General features: G+C 38.5%; 14 protein-coding genes. 12 read left to right on the plus strand and 2 right to left on the minus strand.

Translation table 11 applies throughout. The features are described from left to right. Nucleotides 1–472 precede the first annotated feature (472 nt). The 5 genes from DC53_RS10905 to DC53_RS10885 all read left to right on the plus strand — a co-directional run bounded on the left by DC53_RS10905 (nucleotide 473) and on the right by DC53_RS10885 (nucleotide 7,754). The gene (locus DC53_RS10905; protein WP_081824560.1) at nucleotides 473–2,062 is read left to right on the plus strand and encodes an ABC-F family ATPase; all 1,590 of its coding nucleotides are present in this window, start codon (nucleotides 473–475) and stop codon (nucleotides 2,060–2,062) included. A gap of 151 nt (nucleotides 2,063–2,213) precedes the next feature. Further along, complete coding sequence (gene purE / locus DC53_RS10900) at nucleotides 2,214–2,696, plus strand: 5-(carboxyamino)imidazole ribonucleotide mutase (protein ID WP_002962540.1); 483 nt, start codon at nucleotides 2,214–2,216, stop codon at nucleotides 2,694–2,696. A 2-nt stretch (nucleotides 2,697–2,698) separates the two neighbouring features. Continuing rightward, nucleotides 2,699–3,850: a 5-(carboxyamino)imidazole ribonucleotide synthase gene (locus tag DC53_RS10895; RefSeq protein WP_007377167.1), complete on the plus strand. Its 1,152-nt coding sequence runs from the start codon at nucleotides 2,699–2,701 to the stop codon at nucleotides 3,848–3,850. Nucleotides 3,851–3,962: 112 nt separating this feature from the next. Then, entirely contained in the window at nucleotides 3,963–5,126 is a 1,164-nt protein-coding gene (locus DC53_RS10890; protein WP_008135168.1) for an endonuclease/exonuclease/phosphatase family protein, read from the plus strand. Between the two features lie 123 nt (nucleotides 5,127–5,249). Beyond that, nucleotides 5,250–7,754, plus strand: a complete 2,505-nt coding sequence (locus tag DC53_RS10885; RefSeq protein ID WP_033029588.1) for a S9 family peptidase — start codon at nucleotides 5,250–5,252, stop codon at nucleotides 7,752–7,754. Nucleotides 7,755–7,842: 88 nt separating this feature from the next. Here the strand turns inward: DC53_RS10885 and rrtA are convergent, their stop codons facing one another. Further along, nucleotides 7,843–8,472, minus strand: coding sequence for a rhombosortase (gene rrtA / locus DC53_RS10880; RefSeq protein WP_081824558.1), 630 nt, complete (start codon nucleotides 8,470–8,472; stop codon nucleotides 7,843–7,845). A 64-nt stretch (nucleotides 8,473–8,536) separates the two neighbouring features. Between rrtA and ggt the strand changes: the two genes are divergently transcribed. From ggt to DC53_RS10865, 3 genes are all read left to right on the plus strand, one after another. Next, on the plus strand, nucleotides 8,537–10,309 hold the full coding sequence (ggt, locus tag DC53_RS10875) for a gamma-glutamyltransferase (RefSeq protein ID WP_033029647.1): 1,773 nt from the start codon (nucleotides 8,537–8,539) through the stop codon (nucleotides 10,307–10,309). 141 nt (nucleotides 10,310–10,450) lie between these two features. Beyond that, nucleotides 10,451–12,145: an NAD-dependent malic enzyme gene (locus DC53_RS10870; protein ID WP_007377162.1), complete on the plus strand. Its 1,695-nt coding sequence runs from the start codon at nucleotides 10,451–10,453 to the stop codon at nucleotides 12,143–12,145. A 155-nt stretch (nucleotides 12,146–12,300) separates the two neighbouring features. After that, a complete protein-coding gene (locus DC53_RS10865; RefSeq protein WP_033029589.1) occupies nucleotides 12,301–13,026 on the plus strand; it encodes an SIMPL domain-containing protein in 726 nt (241 codons plus the stop codon). A 3-nt stretch (nucleotides 13,027–13,029) separates the two neighbouring features. On the opposite strand, the gene DC53_RS10860 is transcribed toward DC53_RS10865, so the two are convergent. Further along, nucleotides 13,030–14,382 carry a DUF2254 domain-containing protein gene (locus DC53_RS10860; protein ID WP_033029591.1) on the minus strand — a complete coding sequence of 451 codons (1,353 nt, stop codon included), beginning with the start codon at nucleotides 14,380–14,382 and terminating at the stop codon, nucleotides 13,030–13,032. Nucleotides 14,383–14,534: 152 nt separating this feature from the next. On the opposite strand from DC53_RS10860, the gene DC53_RS10855 reads away from it, so the two are divergent. The 4 genes from DC53_RS10855 (at nucleotide 14,535) to DC53_RS10840 (ending at nucleotide 16,954) form a co-directional block, all read left to right on the plus strand. After that, a complete protein-coding gene (locus tag DC53_RS10855) occupies nucleotides 14,535–14,906 on the plus strand; it encodes an MAPEG family protein (protein WP_008133520.1) in 372 nt (123 codons plus the stop codon). 14 nt (nucleotides 14,907–14,920) lie between these two features. Then, nucleotides 14,921–15,553, plus strand: coding sequence for a sulfotransferase (locus DC53_RS10850; RefSeq protein ID WP_033029593.1), 633 nt, complete (start codon nucleotides 14,921–14,923; stop codon nucleotides 15,551–15,553). A 48-nt stretch (nucleotides 15,554–15,601) separates the two neighbouring features. Next, the gene (locus tag DC53_RS10845) at nucleotides 15,602–16,174 is read left to right on the plus strand and encodes a MiaE family protein (protein WP_033029595.1); all 573 of its coding nucleotides are present in this window, start codon (nucleotides 15,602–15,604) and stop codon (nucleotides 16,172–16,174) included. A gap of 333 nt (nucleotides 16,175–16,507) precedes the next feature. Beyond that, a complete protein-coding gene (locus DC53_RS10840; RefSeq protein WP_007377156.1) occupies nucleotides 16,508–16,954 on the plus strand; it encodes a response regulator in 447 nt (148 codons plus the stop codon). Nucleotides 16,955–16,962 lie beyond the last annotated feature (8 nt).

A 16,962-nucleotide genomic window follows, 5' to 3' on the forward strand; every position in this document is an offset into this window, starting at 1 on the left:
TCAAGTGTTGCTGAGGTTTGTTTTTTTAGTTGTTTTGTAGGGAAAAAGGATTGGTAATAAGTGGTGTGTTAAAATTATAATTTGAATTAATTTCATCTTGGTTAAAAAATAGTAACTAGTGCAAAAGCTCTAAAATCGCTTTATTTTCATAAATATAACTTTTTATTCTTATAGGTTGCAGCAAAATGAGTTAAGTAAACACACAAACACGTTAAAAGTGCTTTTACTCTAATCTGTATCCCTATTTCTAACCCCTCATGCCTGTTTATAAAAAATAATTTTTGGATTTTAATTTGCATAAAAATTAACGAAACCATTAAATCTAATCCGTTATTTTAGCTACCAACTAGATAGTCATAATAAATGGCTAAAACGTAGTGGTCTGCCTTTAAACTTTCATAGAAAAACAGGCCATTTTGGTTTAAACTGCGCGCAATTTAAATACATCATTACTCCTTTGGAGGGTAGCGCTATTATTAGTACAGCTAATGTCACCATGCAATTTGGTGCTAAACCATTATTTGAAAATATCTCAGCAAAATTTGGCGATGGTAACCGTTACGGTTTAATCGGTGCAAATGGTTGTGGTAAATCAACATTTATGAAGATTCTAAGTGGTGAGCTCGAAGCGTCTTCAGGTAATGTAAGTACTGATCCAAATGAACGTGTTGCTAAACTAAACCAAGACCAGTTTGCCTACGAAGAATACTCAGTAATTGATACTGTGATCATGGGTCACAAAGAGCTGTGGAAAATAAAACAAGAACGTGACCGTATTTACTCTTTACCAGAAATGAGTGAAGAAGACGGTATGAAAGTAGCCGATCTTGAAACTGAGTTTGCTGAAATGGATGGTTACTCTGCTGAATCTAAAGCAGGCGAGCTTCTATTAGGCGTAGGTATTGGCACTGACCAACATTTTGGCCCTATGTCAGAAATTGCACCTGGTTTTAAACTTCGCGTGCTACTTGCACAGGTGTTGTTTTCAGACCCAGATATAATGCTACTTGATGAGCCTACCAATAACTTGGATATTTACACCATCAAGTGGTTAGAAGACGTGTTAAACCAACGCGACTGTACCATGATAATCATCTCGCATGACCGTCACTTTTTAAACTCTGTGTGTACTCACATGGCCGACATTGACTACGGTGAGCTACGGATTTACTCAGGTAACTACGACGAATACATGTTTGCAGCAACGCAAGCACGTGAGCAGCTACTTAGCGAAAACGCGAAAAAGAAAAACCAAATTGCTGAACTTCAACAGTTTGTATCTCGTTTCTCTGCTAACGCATCTAAAGCTAAGCAAGCAACATCGCGTGCTAAACGTATCGACAAAATTCAGTTAGACGAAGTTAAAGCATCTTCACGTCAAACGCCATTTATTCGTTTCGACCAAGAAAAGCAGTTATTCAGAAACGCGCTTGAAATGACAAACCTAACACAAGGTTTTGACGACAATACGTTGTTTTCTGGACTTGAAGGTTTAGTAGAAGTTGGCGAACGCATTGCTATTATTGGTGAAAATGGTGTTGGTAAAACAACATTACTTAATACATTAGCAGGGCGCATAGCGCCTAAAGCTGGTGAGTTTAAGTTTTCTGAAAACGCGAATATTGGTTACTACGCGCAAGATCACGCTGATGAGTTTGCAACCGACATGAACTTGTTTCAGTGGATGGAGCAATGGCAACAAGAAGGCGACGACGAGCAAGTGGTTCGTAGCTTCTTAGGCCGTATGTTATTCTCTCAAAACGATATTAAAAAATCAGTTAAAGTAATTTCAGGTGGTGAGCAAGGCCGCATGTTGTTTGGTAAAATTATGATGCATAAACCAAACATATTGCTAATGGATGAGCCAACCAACCACATGGATATGGAATCTATTGAAGCGCTTAACTTAGCCCTTGAAGCTTATGAAGGTACATTGATGTTTGTCTCGCACGACCGTCAGTTTGTATCATCGGTTGCGACCCGTATTTGGGAAATTAAAGACGGTAAAGTTATCGACTTTAGAGGCAACTACGCAGAATACCTAGCGAGTAAAGAAGCTTAATTAGCTATTTACCCGTTAACTCTAAAAAGCCATGTTTAAACATGGCTTTTTTTGTTTTTGTGAGTCGCAATTAAACTTGGTTTGGGTATAATACTCGCCTAAAACCGGACATAAGTCCGCTATTTTTAAAATACATTACTGAGGAGTATTTATGACTGTTGGCATTATTATGGGTTCTAAATCAGATTGGCCAACCATGGAACATGCAGCACTTATGCTAGAGCATTTTGGTATTAAGTACGAAACCAAAGTCGTGTCTGCACACCGCACTCCTCAATTACTTGCTGATTACGCAAGTTCAGCCGCAGAACGTGGTATTAAAGTTATTATTGCTGGCGCTGGCGGCGCTGCGCATTTACCAGGTATGGCAGCTGCTTTTACGTCGCTTCCTGTACTTGGCGTGCCTGTAAAATCAAAAGCATTAAATGGTGTTGATTCACTTTTATCTATTTGCCAAATGCCTAAAGGCGTTGCAGTAGGTACGCTAGCAATTGGTGAGCCGGGCGCAGCAAACGCGGGGTTATTAGCTGCACAAATTTTAGGGTGTCAAAATCCAGAAATTTTTGCAAAAATTGAAGCGTTTCGTAAAGCGCAAACCGACACTATATTAGCTAATCCAAACCCTGCAGAGTAATAATGAATATTTTAATATTAGGTGCAGGGCAACTTGCACGTATGATGAGTCTTGCCGGCGCGCCGCTTAATTTAAACGTTGTGGCGTACGATGTAGGCAGCAAGCAAATTAAGCACCCACTAACAGGCGATGTTTATAGCACGTCGCTTGAGCAAGCTATATCAAACGCTGATGCCATTACTGCCGAGTTTGAGCATATTCCTGATGACGTACTAACACTTTGCTGTAACAGCAATAAGTTTTACCCAGGTAAAGCTGCAATTAAAACCGGTGGCGATCGCTCGCTTGAAAAAGCATTGCTTGATAAAACAAACGTAACTTGTGCGCCGTACCAATTAATTACTGAAAAAGCGCATTTAGAACTTGCCGTTAAAACCCTAGGTAAGCCACTTGTAATTAAAACATGCCAAGCGGGTTACGATGGAAAAGGCCAATGGCGTTTAAAATCGGATGATCAAATAGATGAAATTTGGTCACAAATGGCTGATTTTATTGCATCAGGCACGCAGCTTGCGCCACATACGATAATTGCTGAAAAAATGATCCCGTTTGATCGTGAAGTATCTATTATTGGTGCGCGCGACAAACACGGTAATGTTGCTATTTATCCGCTAACAGAAAACGAGCACACCAATGGTGTATTGACGCTCTCTATTGCCGGTAAAAATAATCAAAATGTTGAAGCTCAAGCAAACAATGCATTTACAAAAATAGCAAACGAGCTTAACTACGTTGGCGTATTGGCTATAGAGTTTTTTGATGTACAAGGCACATTACTCGTTAACGAAATTGCACCGCGCGTACATAACTCTGGCCACTGGACGCAACAAGGTTGCCATTGCTCCCAGTTTGAAAACCACATGCGTGCTGTTGCAGGTTTACCGCTTGGTAATACAGAACTTAAACACGTTACAGCAATGATTAATGTATTAGGACAATCAAGTATACCGAGTGAAATTTTACATATAGCGAATGTTACAAGTCATTGGTACGGAAAAACAGCAAAGCCAGGGCGTAAAATGGGCCATATAAATGTATCGGCTACAAATATAAATGAACTCGCCGATAAGCTTGGCGAACTTTCAGAATACCTACCTGAACAAGAGTACCCTGGTATTTTAAAAGCAGCTGCCAATTTACTACTCAGTGAATAGTTATCATACCTTTATATAAATACCGGCTTAAGCCGGTATTTTTTTGTCATAAAAATGGGCTTTGAATATGTAATACTGTTAAAGTCTAATTTTAAATTTGTGAAGTAAAACAATGAAACTAAAAACAATATCTGGCGTGCTAGCCATTACTGCATTATTTAGCTTAAATACATTTGCATCAGACTCTCTTCGTGTTGCTACTTTTAATGTAAGTATGGATGCAACTAATCACACACCTAAAGGCGAGCAAGTTAAAAGTGATGCCTTAGTTAACTCACTTAAAGCAAACCACCAGCAAATTAAGAACATAGCGGAAATTATTCAGCGTGTTCGCCCTGATATTATTTTACTTAACGAATTTGATTACATCCCAAAAGAGCAGGGCATTGAATACTTTAATAAACATTATTTAAATGTAGGTCAGCAAGAACAAGCCGCTATTAACTATCCTTACTCTTATATAGCCCCAGTAAATACAGGCCTAGCCACCGAGTTTGATTTAGATAATGATGGCAAAAAAAATGGCGTGATGGGCGATGCACAAGGCTTTGGCTTTTTTGAAGGGCATTATGGTATGGCTATTTTGTCAAAATACCCAATCGATTTTGATAAAGTAAGAACCCTTCAAACTTTTAAATATAAAGACATGCCAAATGCTCAAATGCCTGTAATGCCTAAAACAGGCGAAAACTGGTATAACGCACAAGAATGGCAAGCACTTAGACTAAGCTCTAAATCGTTTTGGGATTTACCTATTAGCGTAAACGATAAAACCATTCATGTTATTGCATCTCACCCAACACCGCCTGTATTTGACGGTGAAGAGGACAGAAACGGCAAGCGTAACCACGATGAAGTAAGGTTAATAGCCGATTACGTTTCAAATGCTAAGTATATTTACGACGATAAAGGCGAAAAAGGCGGTTTAAAAGCTCGCTCTCGTTTTGTTATTTTAGGTGATTTAAATGCAGCCCCAGAGGGCGATAAAGCCCGTACAAATACCACCGACCAATTACTTAAAAACCCATTAATAAATGCTCACTTTGTTCCAAAAAGTGAAGGTGCTAAAGAGCAGTATGATGTGCCTTATGCACAAAATTACAGTGCTAATTGGCAAGCCCGTGTTGATTACGTTTTACCGTCAAACTATGGCTTAAAAATTAAGGACGGTGGGGTATTTTGGCCAACTAAAACCAGTAATGAATACCGTTTAATTAAAGACAGAAACGCATCAAGCGATCATCGACTGGTGTGGCTTGATTTAGTAATTGAATAACGTCTATTACAATTAGTAAACTGAGCTTTACCCTGTTTAATGGCTATTTATCTTAAATAATTGCAATAACTTGAGTGCTTCTGCTTAAATACGGCCTAATTATAATAACCGTATAGAAGCACTATGATTTTTAATTTTTCTTCATCTAAAACATTAGTGGCCTTAGCCGTTGCCTCAAGTATCATGCTTGCAGGTTGTAGCGCTACCGCTAACACCTCTTCAACACAGCAAAGTGTTTTACCAGCAACCAAGGTTGCTGCGGTTGTAAACATACCAGCAGATATCGGCTCACAAAAAATAACGCTAGAACAAGCAATGGCCGATCCCGATTGGATGGGGAATCAGCCAGAGAGCGCTTATTGGGCAAGCGATTCAGCTACTATTATTTATGCTCAAAAAGAGCAAGGTAATACATTACGCAATTTATTTAGCCAATCTGTTAACAGCCAAACAGCAGAGCAGGTAGCACTTAATAAACTTCATACTGTGGGTTCAAATAAAGCTGTTTATTCTAAAAATAAAACAATGGCTACCTACACGTTTAAAGGCAATGTATTTGTTAAAAACCTAAAAACAGGTGAACTTAAACAAATTACAGCGACATCAACAAGTGAGTCTAAACCACAATTTTTAAACAATGGTGATTTAGTTTACCGCCAAGGTAATGTGTTTTTTAAAGTTGATTTAAAAACAGGGTTAACCAATGAACTTGCTAACTTAAAACTTGCTGATAAGCCTAAAGGGATTGAAGAGCCAAGCACGTATATTGCTAAAGAGCAGCATAAACTGATTAAATTTGTGGCGCTTCAACAAAAAAATAAAAAAGATAAGCAAGCACGCAATGAGCAAATTAATGAACAAAATGATTCAATTGTTAACACGGCTTACTACTTAGGTAACGGTAATAAAGTTGCAGAGGCACAGCTTTCGCCAAATGGTGATGCGTTATTAGTCGTAGTTAAAGAAAAAACTGATTGGCGCGAAGATGGCGATATTATGCCAAATTACATCACTAATGATGCAACTATTGAGCCTAAAAAAGCACGCCGCCGTGTAGCTGACGCTAAAGAAGAAACCTCACAGCTTGTCTACATCAATTTAACTAACAAAGAGCAAACATCACTTAGCTTTAATACCTTACCAGGTTTTGATGAAGATGTTTTAGCCGCAGTTAAAAAAGAAAATTATGCACGTGATGGTAAAACATATAAGTCTAAAAAGGCGCCTCGTGGCATTAACGTTATTATGGACTGGGGTTTTGAGCAAAGCCCAATAGTATGGAACGACGACGGCTCACAAGTGGCTGTCATGCTTGAAGCGTGGGACAACAAAGATCGCTGGCTTGCGTCTGTCGATTTTAAAAACAACAAACTTGTGTCGCAACATCGCCTACATGACGATGCATGGATTGCTTACGCATTTAACGACTTTGGTTGGTTACATAACTCAAACACGCTTTATTACCTTTCAGAAGAATCTGGTTACAGCCAGCTTTATAAAAAGCCAGTCAATGGTAGTGCAACTGCGCTTACACAAGGCCAATTTGAGGTTTCTAACTTAACGCTTACCAGCGACGACAGCGCAATTTATTACAAAGCGAATGTTGAACACCCAGGCCTGTACGAAATTTACCGTGTTAACCCGCAAACCGGTAAGAGTGAGCAAGTTACTGATTTAAACGGCATGACCGATTACACGTTAAGCCCTGATGAAACCAAGTTACTCCTTAAGCACTCTACTATTACCATGCCTAATGAGCTTTATGTAGCAGACGCACAAGCCAACGCAAAAGCAACGCGCTTAACGCACACAGTGTCGGATGAGTTTTTAGCTAAAAAACTAACTGCACCTAAAATTGTTGCCGTGCCATCGAGCCATACTGAACAACCTATATACGCAAAAGTATACTACCCAGCTGATTACGTTGAAGGTGAAGTAGGTAAAAATCGCAAAGCGGTTATTTTTAACCACGGCGCGGGTTACTTGCAAAACTCACATATGGGGTTTTCGGTTTATTTTCGTGAATTTATGTTTCATTCATTGCTCGCTGATGAAGGTTATATAGTAATGGATATGGATTACCGCGCATCTAAAGGCTACGGGCGTGATTGGCGTACTGCGATTTATCGTCAAATGGGCACACCTGAAACACAAGATTTAGCCGATGGCGTTAAATGGATGGCGCAAAATGCCAACGTGGATACCAAAGCAGTCGGTACTTATGGTGGCTCTTATGGCGGCTTTATGACCTTTATGGCATTGTTTACTGCGCCTGAGTTATTTCAATCAGGTGCAGCACTACGCCCTGTTACCGATTGGGCGCATTACAACACAGGTTACACGGCTAATATACTAAACCATCCTGATGTTGACCCGATTGCGTATGAGCGCAGTTCGCCAATTTATTACGCTGAGGGTTTAAACAAGCGTTTACTCATTAATGCCCCCATGGTTGACGATAATGTGTTTTTTCAAGACTCAGTACGTTTAGTACAGCGCTTAATAGAGCTTGAAAAACAAAACTTTGAAACAGCTATATTTCCTGTTGAACCACATGGTTTTGTACAGCCTTCAAGTTGGTTAGACGAATACCGCCGTATTTATAAGTTATTTAAAGAAACACTTTAATTTTTACGCTTAAATTGTAAAAACAAAAACGCCGCATTGGTTGACTAAACTAATGCGGCGTTTTTATTGGATTGAACAAAATCTAACTTTATTTTTTCTTTTTAAAATTCTTTTTAAAGAGTTCTATAATCAGTGGTATGGCAAGCAGAGTCCCGCCAATAACACCAATTAAATGTGCATCAATAGCTACAGTTGAGTTAATAAGCTTTCCTATATCAGCATTAGGGCCGCTAAATTGCTCAAACGCTATTTTAACCCATACGCCTATAAATAATAAATAACCCGACTTAAGCCCTACAGTTATATCTTTAACTGCCCCCCAAATAATTACGCCATGCAGTAGAGCACTTAATCCGGTATAAATATGTATGCTTGGGCAAAACCAATACACGCCAAGTCCACACCACAGTGCCAGCACACTTATATTAACGGCGTAACGAGTAGGTGATGTGTATTCGCCATGCAGTAACCAAATTAATAAAACACCACTGGCATTTAATCCCAAATGAGCCCAATTAGCATGAACAAATTGGCTAGAAAAAATTCGCCACAGTTCGCCTTGATTAATTAGCTCTCGGTTAAATTCAAGTAAATTATTTAAATCAAATGCAGCAAAAATGGTACTAAAAAGCAGCAGAATAATAGGCGGTAATATATAACGAGGTTGAATAGGTAAATTAAGCATTTTATTATAATTTTTTAGTATAAATTTTTGCATATTGTGCCCGTTTAACTTTAAGATGCCAATTACCTTATCGTTATTAAGTGTTTTTAGACTTTTTATGCATTTTAAACTTAACTCATTATTTGCTATTGGACTGTGCGCAATAACATTGCCTTCTTTTGCACAGCAACCGATAGAAACTCGCGAACCAGAAGCCGCAACGGGCCTTAGTCACAAGCAAGTTGTGGTAGGTGACAAGTACATGGTTGCAGCGGCAAATCCGTATGCTTCAAGAGCCGGTCAACAAATTTTAGCCCAAGGCGGCAGTGCCGTTGACGCTGCAATAGCAACTCAACTAGTGCTTACTTTAGTTGAGCCGCAATCCTCTGGTATTGGCGGTGGTACATTTATGATGTATTACAACAAAGCTAACAATAAACTGACTAGTTTTGATGGCCGCGAAACCGCACCTGCAAACGCAGACGAAACGCTGTTTTTAGATAAGCACGGTAAAGCCGTTAAGTGGATTGAAGCGGTTGTAGGCGGACGCTCTGTTGGTGTACCCGGTATTTTGCATGCCTTTGCAAGTGCGCACAAACAATACGGTATATTGCCATGGGAAGAACTTTTTAAACCCGCTATTGAACTTGCTGAGCAAGGCTTTGTAGTTTCGCCGCGTTTACATGGCTTATTAGCCCGCCAGTTAAACCCCGGTGTAATGAGCATGCCAATAATTAACGAATACTTTTACCCAAATGGTAAACTGATTGAAACGGGCACAATTAAAAAGAATCAACCGCTTGCAGATTTATACAAAGACATTGCAAAGCAAGGCATTGATGCATTTTACAAAGGCGAAAACGCTAAACAAATGGTTAATGCTGTACAGCGCTCTAAAATTGCCCCAGGCAAATTAAGCGTACAAGACTTAGCAGATTACAAAAGCAAAGAACGCGATGCGGTATGTATACAATACCGTGCCTATAATGTGTGTTCTATGGCGCCACCAAGCAGTGGCGGTGTTGCGGTACTGCAAATGCTAGGCTTACTTGAACATAAAGATATGAGCGCACTTAAGCCAAACGGCGAAAAGGCGATTCATTACTTTAGCCAAGCTTCGCGCATAGCATTTGCCGATCGCGATATGTACATGGGCGATCCCGATTTTACTCAAGTACCTACAAAAGAGCTACTAAACAAAGATTACATTGCCTCGCGCGCTAAATTAATTACAGAAACAGATCAAAAAGCCATAGCTGGTAATCCTGTAGGGTACTTAAGTTATGCAATGGATGATTCATACGAATTACCTTCTACCTCACACGTATCTGTTGTAGATAGTAAAGGCAATGCAGTTTCGATGACCAGTTCAATTGAAATGGCGTTTGGCTCTACGGTTATGGTTAATGGTTTTATTTTAAATAACCAACTAACTGACTTTTCGCTTTCGCCACGCAAAAACGGCAAGCTTGTAGCAAACCGTGTAGAGGCTGGTAAACGCCCGCGTAGCTCTATGTCACCAGTAATGGTATTTAACAAAGATGGCAGCTTACGTTTAGTTGTGGGTTCTCCTGGTGGTAGTCGCATTATTGATTATGTTGCGCAAGTGGTTGTTGGCGTTATTGACTGGAACTTATCAGCGCAAGACGCTATAAACTTACCACGTACAACAAATCGTAACGATTACACCAGCCTTGAAAAAGGCACAACGCTTGAAGCTATTGCACCTTTGCTTGCTAAACGCGGACACAATGTACGTGTTCTCGATTTGAACTCAGGCTTACATGCCGTTGAAATTAAAAATAACAAATTGTATGGCGGCGCCGATCCGCGCCGTGAAGGTGTTGCATTATCTGATTTAACTGATAATCACGTCACTATCAAATTTTAATTTATGTATAATACACTTGCAGGCAGTGCGGCTTGCAAGTGTTTTTCTCAATGGTCTGACCAACTTAATTGTCATTGCAATTAAACTTCTAACAATGATAATGACAGATCATAACTTAAGACTCCGTTAAAGCTTGGAAATATGACAACAAATACTGATCCTAACTACTTATATATTCATCATTCTGGCCCTGGCCTAATTGAAACGCCGCTATTAAACAAAGGCAGTGCCTTTAGTAAAAAAGAACGCGAAAATTTCAATCTTGCTGGTTTACTTCCTCCACGCTTTGAAACAATTGAAGAGCAAGTGGAGCGTTGTTATCAGCAGTATTCTAGCTTTACCGAAAATTTGAATAAGCACATTTACCTACGTGCAATCCAAGATAACAACGAAACACTGTACTACCGTTTAGTGCGTGACCATCTTGAAGAGATGATGCCTATTATTTATACGCCTACAGTTGGCGACGCTTGTGAAAAGTTTTCAGACATTTATCGCAGTGCACGTGGCTTATTTATTTCGTACGAAGACCGTTTTCAAATTGATGACATTTTACGCAACGCTACTAAAGGTAAAGTAAAAGTTATTGTTGTTACCGATGGCGAACGTATTTTAGGCCTAGGCGATCAGGGGATTGGTGGCATGGGTATCCCAATTGGTAAATTGTCACTTTACACAGCGTGTGGTGGTATAAGCCCAGCATACACATTACCTGTAATGCTTGATGTAGGTACTAATAACGAAAAGCTTTTGAACGATCCTATGTATATGGGCGCACGCCATAAGCGTATTGCTCAAGACGAATACGATGAGTTTTTAGATTTATTCATTAAAGCGGTTAAACGTCGCTGGCCAAATGTATTGCTGCAGTTTGAGGATTTTGCACAGCCAAATGCAATGCCATTACTTAAGCGCTACCGCAATGAAATTTGTAGCTTTAATGATGATATTCAAGGTACGGCGGCTGTAACGGTTGGTTCTTTACTTGCTGCGTGTCGCGTTAAAAATTCAACACTGAGCCAGCAAAAAGTGGTATTTGTTGGTGCTGGTTCTGCTGGTTGTGGTATTGCTGAGCAAATTATTAGCCAAATGGTTTTTGAAGGCATTACGGAAGCACAAGCGCGTAGCCAAGTATTTATGGTTGACCGTTTTGGCTTGCTTAGTGAAGGTATGGAAGGCTTACGCGACTTCCAACAAGCACTTGCACAACCTAAAGGCTCGTTAAGTGATTGGACTTACAGCGGTGAATACGCATCACTTCTTGATGTGATGCACTGTGCAGAACCTGATATTTTAATTGGTGTTTCAGGCCAACCAGGTTTATTTACCGAGCAGGTAATTCGTGCAATGCACGCAGGTTGTGAGCAACCTATTATTTTCCCATTAAGTAACCCATCTAAGCAGGTAGAAGCATACCCAGAAGATGTAATTAAATGGACAGATGGTAAAGCGCTTGTTGCAACCGGTAGCCCATTTGCACCCGTTGAGTACAATGGCGAAACGTTCCCAATTCCACAATGTAACAACAGTTATATATTCCCAGGTATTGGCTTAGGGGTTATTGCCGCTAAAGCAACGCGTATTACGGATGCAATGTTAAGTGTGTCTAGTGAAATGCTTGCAGAGTCGTCGCCGCGTGCCAATACAGGTAAAGGTAGTTTGTTACCTGCGCTTACTGAAATTGAAACGCTAAGTAAACGTATTGCATTTGCTATTGCTAAAAAAGCGATTGAAGAAGGTGTTGCACTTGAGATCACTGATGATGCTTTATGGGCCGCAATAGACAAAAATTACTGGTTACCAAAATACCGTAACTATAAGCGTTGTAGTGTTTAATTAGGTTTATACATAATTAAAAATAAATAACGTTGTAGGCACAGTTACAATGCTTAACAAAAAAACAGGCAAATGCCTGTTTTTTTGTGCTTGTTCATATTTAATTAACCGCGTACGGTGTTTACTGGGTTTAACAAAATTAAAGGATCGACTTAATGAAAACTCTTACCCTTGTTTTAGGTAGCGCGCTGGCTTTAAATGTACTTAGCTTTGATTCACTTGCTGCAGCTACTCCCGATGCCCCTCATATTTACGTAAAGGGCGAAGCCACTCTTACCACAATGCCGGATTACGTACAGCTTAGTGTAGGTATTACCGAAGTTGATAAGGACTTAATTGCAGCTAAAAATAAAACCGATTTAACCATCGCTAAAGCAATTAAGCTCGTAAAAGAAGTAGGGGTTAGAGAAGGTGATATAAATGCTGGGCAAATTTCAATAAACCGTGATAGTCAATATAACCGCACAACCGGTAATCAAGACTTTAAAGGCTTCAAAGTTTCTCGCACATTAACGGTAAAACTCAGCGATATAAATAAATACCCAGAGTTACTACAAAGCTTAGTTAACAACGGAATTAACGAAATTAATCAAACGCAATTTTTAGCAAGTAACTACAGCGAACTACATAAAAAAGCGCAAAAATTAGCAATAAAAGATGCACGCGATGCGGCAAAAGAATTTAGTGAAGATTATGGCGTTGACTTAAAAGGATTGTACAGCGCATCACTAAGTCCACTTAATGTGCAGTCGCAGCCGTACATGCGCGCAGAAAAAGTAATGATGGCTGATAGCGCACCAAGTAACTATGTACCTGATGCCTACCATGCTGGAGAGATTAAAGTAACAGCTTCAAGCTACGCTGTTTACTACATAGATTAAACTTTATTTTTGGTGGTGCTCAAAACGTGCCACCAACTTCTCACCTTGCTCTTGGCTAATACGCGCTATTGAGTTAAGCATATTAGTTACTTCGCGTCTGTCGTATTCATTAGTTACATGTTCATTTATGTCATCAACAATTGCATTTAAATAATTAAATAAACTGTTGCGTGCATCGGTATCTTTATGGGCAACAAACAAAATGTTTTTAAACGCCTCAAGCACGTTTGTCATTACGTATGCATCGCCTTTGGCGTAATTACGCAGCGGTGTAAAGTTGTCGTGTAATAATTCGTCAAAGCTTGTTTCATGAAGGTATAGCAATGGGGCATTGTCACTGTGCTTAAACGAGTAGTTAATATCGTTAATTGAAAGCCTTTGAATAAGTAAAATGCTCAGCATATAAATTGATTTAACCGCAGTACCTGGATCGTTTATGCCTGGGCTCATTGCTTTAACCGCAATTTCTGATATTTGCGTCAACCCATAACGATAATGATCGCTAATGTATTCTTCTATATAAAAAATAAAGCAGTCGAGAATTTTATTTATCAGCGCTTCATCGTTTGCTATATCTTTATTACATTTTAAAAACGGGTAACCTTTAACTGTAAAATAACCTTGGTTAACAGAGATATATACCTTTATATCTTGCTCTGCCAAAATGGCACACAGCTTATCGGTATGTACGCCTTTATAATATCCCTCTGTTTTACTGACAACAGAGTGCCACTTGCTAAAGTCTGGAAAGTCTTCAACTGGGTGATCTGATTGCCTTTGTATTATTGTTTTAATTTCGTTTTTAGTTTGGCTAAATAAGCCATTTAACACATTATCAACCTGAATAGCACGAGAGATTGAATGTATAAAAAATACAAATAAACCTAATGAAATCAAGCCAAAAATAAGTGCGAATAACACACCAATTGAAGGAATTGCCGTACTGCCACCATCAAGCTTATTAATATTTATAAGCATAATAATTGAGTAAATTATGCTGCCTAAATAAAAGCCCAAAACCATTTGGTGTGATTTACGCGTAATAAGCCCTGGCACTACGCGAGGCGATAAACTCGCACTGGCCGAATTTAAAACAACCATTACCATCGAAAAACTAAACACGGTAAGCGAAATAATACTGCCTGCTAAAGTGCTTAAAATAGTACGCGCGTTTTCGGCGCTATCAACAAGTACAACCGATATAAACGATTTTAGCTGCTCAATAGGGGCTAAATATTCAACCGACATAGTTATAATGGCAAATACTAAAAAGCCCACTGAAAGCATAGAAGGGTAAAAGCCAATACTGTTAATCATTTCACGGTAACTGTCGGCTACTTTGCGAGGTACAAACATAAAATCCTTATGTAATTTTCTACTTACTTAATACCCTTAGCTTAGCATAGGCATTTATTAAACTTCTGATAATGCTGCTCAAATTTATATGTTATTATCACGCCCACAATAATAAAGCGCATGCTTATGCGATAAAATAACAGGAAAACGCCATGATCATTTCAACTTATGCTGCATTACTTGCATTGTTTTACATTTATTTGAGCTTTAACGTAATAAAAGTGCGCCGCGCGGAGCAGATATCACTTGGTGATAGTGGTAACGCAACGCTGCAACGTGCTGTGCGTGCCCATGCTAACTTTATGGAGTACGTGCCAATTGCTTTAATTTTACTTTTTTTGGCAGAATACCAAGGGCTTGCTAGCCATTACTGTCATATATTAGGTGGTGCGTTATTAATAGGGCGTGTGTTTCAAAATATAGGCATAGTAGAAAAAAACCTGAAATATCGCCAAATTGGTACTATTGCGACATTTTTAGTGATTATTGTTAGCGCCTTTGTATTGCTAGTAACACGTGGCTAATTAAAGAAAAGTTAATGAGCAAAATATTTATAATAGGTTTACCGCGTACCGGCACAACCAGTGTGTGCCACGCATTTTTAGAGCTCGGTATTACAACGGCGCATACCGCGTATACTAATGCCTGTTTTGAAAATGCCAGCGCAATTGCCGACACTCCCATATTTAACGATTTTAAAGCGCTTGATATTCATTATCCAAACTCTAAGTTTATTTATTTAGAGCGCGAATTGAGTGCGTGGCTTGCATCAATAAAGCAACTTTTAACGCGTATGCACACTAATTTAACGCGCGGCGACGGGGGCTTTAATATTCATATAAAACGCTGTTATTTAAACACATTTAGTGAGCTTTCGCTTAATAATATTAGCGACGATAGTTATTTAACTCACTGCTATAAAACACATTTTAATGACGCTCAAACGTACTTTAATAACCGCGACAACGATTTTTTATCCATTGATATAGCAAAACCAGAAAGCTACAAAAAGTTATGCAACTTTTTAGCATTAAAAAGTGATAAAACTGATTTTGAAAAAATGAATATGGGCGGCAAAGTCACCGCATGGAACGATATTAAACACCCGTTAAAAGTTGAATCTACGGCTAAAGGGCGCATAGATAAATTACTGCCTTACAAGATTTTTTAAATCAAATACGTTAAAATCCCCCGCATTATTATTTAAGTTGTATAGAACATGTTTGAATTAAAATATCACACCCCATTTGAATGGACCGAAGTTGTCCTTGCTGACTTTAATACTTTTTTACAAGATCACGCCGCTGCAGAAAAAAAAGCATCGGGTATGGCTATGTCTATGCTTTCGCATTATCCAGACAAACGTAAATTAGTAAAAGCTATGACCGACTTAGCGCTAGAAGAATTAATACATTTTAAACAAGTACTTAAATTACTTTTAGAGCGTGATGTAAACTTAGGCGATGACAAAAAAGATCCGTATATAAAACAAATTCGTGCACTGTTTAGACATGGTCGTGATGGTTTTTTAATGGACCGATTACTGGTTGGCGGTGTAATTGAAGCAAGAGGGCACGAGCGTTTTTCTTTAGTTGCACAAGCACTTCCTGAGGGTAAAGAAAAAGACTTTTATGTTGCTATCGCTAAATCAGAAGAAAAGCATAAAAATCTTTTTGTTGAACTTGCTTACGAGTACTTCGAAAAAGAGGAAGTGGATATACGTTTAGAAGAATTGCTTATAGCTGAAGCTAAAATCTGTAAAAGCATCCCGTTCACGGCAGCACTGCATTAAAACTATTTTAGTTAAACTGTAAAACATAGATAATCAAGTCTGTGTTTTACTTCCTATACAGTAAAAACACCCGCCTTTCTGAACCTCACGGATAACAGCTTAATAAAATTAATTTTGCATCGCAATTTGCTAATCACAATTAAAAATCTTATTGAGCAGTAAATAAGTTACTAATTTTAAACATAAATTACTTGGGCCAATAATTGCTTTATATAAAGAACAGTGGTTATATATTATTAAGTAAATTCTTCAAGCTGCCGATATATACCTACATAGTAAGTAATTAATTTTATATAAGTTACAAACTCAAAAAATACTAGGGGTAAATTATCAATGTCATCAGAAAGTAATGTTAAAGAGTTTGTAAAACCAAAGCCAGCTAATAAAGCGATGCCGAATAACATTTCCTCCATAACACAAAGCCAAAATAAACTTATCAATGTATTGTTGGTAGATGACGATCTTTTAATTGAGATTGTTATAAAAAAAATGCTTGAAGATGAATGTTTTAACGTTGATTTTGCTTCAAGTGCGGCAGAAGCACTTATTATGGTTTCACAAAATAATTATGACATTATTTTAATGGATATAATTATGCCTGAATTTACGGGCACAGATGCGATGCTAAAAATAAGAAAGCACATTGATAAAACCACAACAAAAATTATTGCACATACTTTTAGTGAAAATAAATATATTAATTTAGGTTTTGATGGCCAATTATTAAAACCAGTTAAAAAAAATGTGCTTATTGAAAATATTAAATCCTTATTGGACTGATTTATAAA

This window comes from Pseudoalteromonas fuliginea (genome assembly GCF_000690055.1).
Lineage (GTDB): Bacteria > Pseudomonadota > Gammaproteobacteria > Enterobacterales > Alteromonadaceae > Pseudoalteromonas > Pseudoalteromonas fuliginea.

Excerpts from the sequence above, each read along its gene's own strand:
- DC53_RS10865 (WP_033029589.1), top strand. The coding sequence starts at position 12,301 with ATGAAAACTCTTACCCTTGTTTTAGGTAGCGCGCTGGCTTTAAATGTA.
- ggt (WP_033029647.1), top strand. The coding sequence starts at position 8,537 with ATGCATTTTAAACTTAACTCATTATTTGCTATTGGACTGTGCGCAATA.
- DC53_RS10840 (WP_007377156.1), top strand. The coding sequence starts at position 16,508 with ATGTCATCAGAAAGTAATGTTAAAGAGTTTGTAAAACCAAAGCCAGCT.
- DC53_RS10890 (WP_008135168.1), top strand. The coding sequence starts at position 3,963 with ATGAAACTAAAAACAATATCTGGCGTGCTAGCCATTACTGCATTATTT.
- purE (WP_002962540.1), top strand. The coding sequence starts at position 2,214 with ATGACTGTTGGCATTATTATGGGTTCTAAATCAGATTGGCCAACCATG.
- DC53_RS10845 (WP_033029595.1), top strand. The coding sequence starts at position 15,602 with ATGTTTGAATTAAAATATCACACCCCATTTGAATGGACCGAAGTTGTC.
- DC53_RS10860 (WP_033029591.1), bottom strand. The coding sequence starts at position 14,382 with ATGTTTGTACCTCGCAAAGTAGCCGACAGTTACCGTGAAATGATTAAC.
- DC53_RS10895 (WP_007377167.1), top strand. The coding sequence starts at position 2,699 with ATGAATATTTTAATATTAGGTGCAGGGCAACTTGCACGTATGATGAGT.
- DC53_RS10870 (WP_007377162.1), top strand. The coding sequence starts at position 10,451 with ATGACAACAAATACTGATCCTAACTACTTATATATTCATCATTCTGGC.
- DC53_RS10855 (WP_008133520.1), top strand. The coding sequence starts at position 14,535 with ATGATCATTTCAACTTATGCTGCATTACTTGCATTGTTTTACATTTAT.
- rrtA (WP_081824558.1), bottom strand. The coding sequence starts at position 8,472 with ATGCAAAAATTTATACTAAAAAATTATAATAAAATGCTTAATTTACCT.
- DC53_RS10850 (WP_033029593.1), top strand. The coding sequence starts at position 14,921 with ATGAGCAAAATATTTATAATAGGTTTACCGCGTACCGGCACAACCAGT.
- DC53_RS10885 (WP_033029588.1), top strand. The coding sequence starts at position 5,250 with ATGATTTTTAATTTTTCTTCATCTAAAACATTAGTGGCCTTAGCCGTT.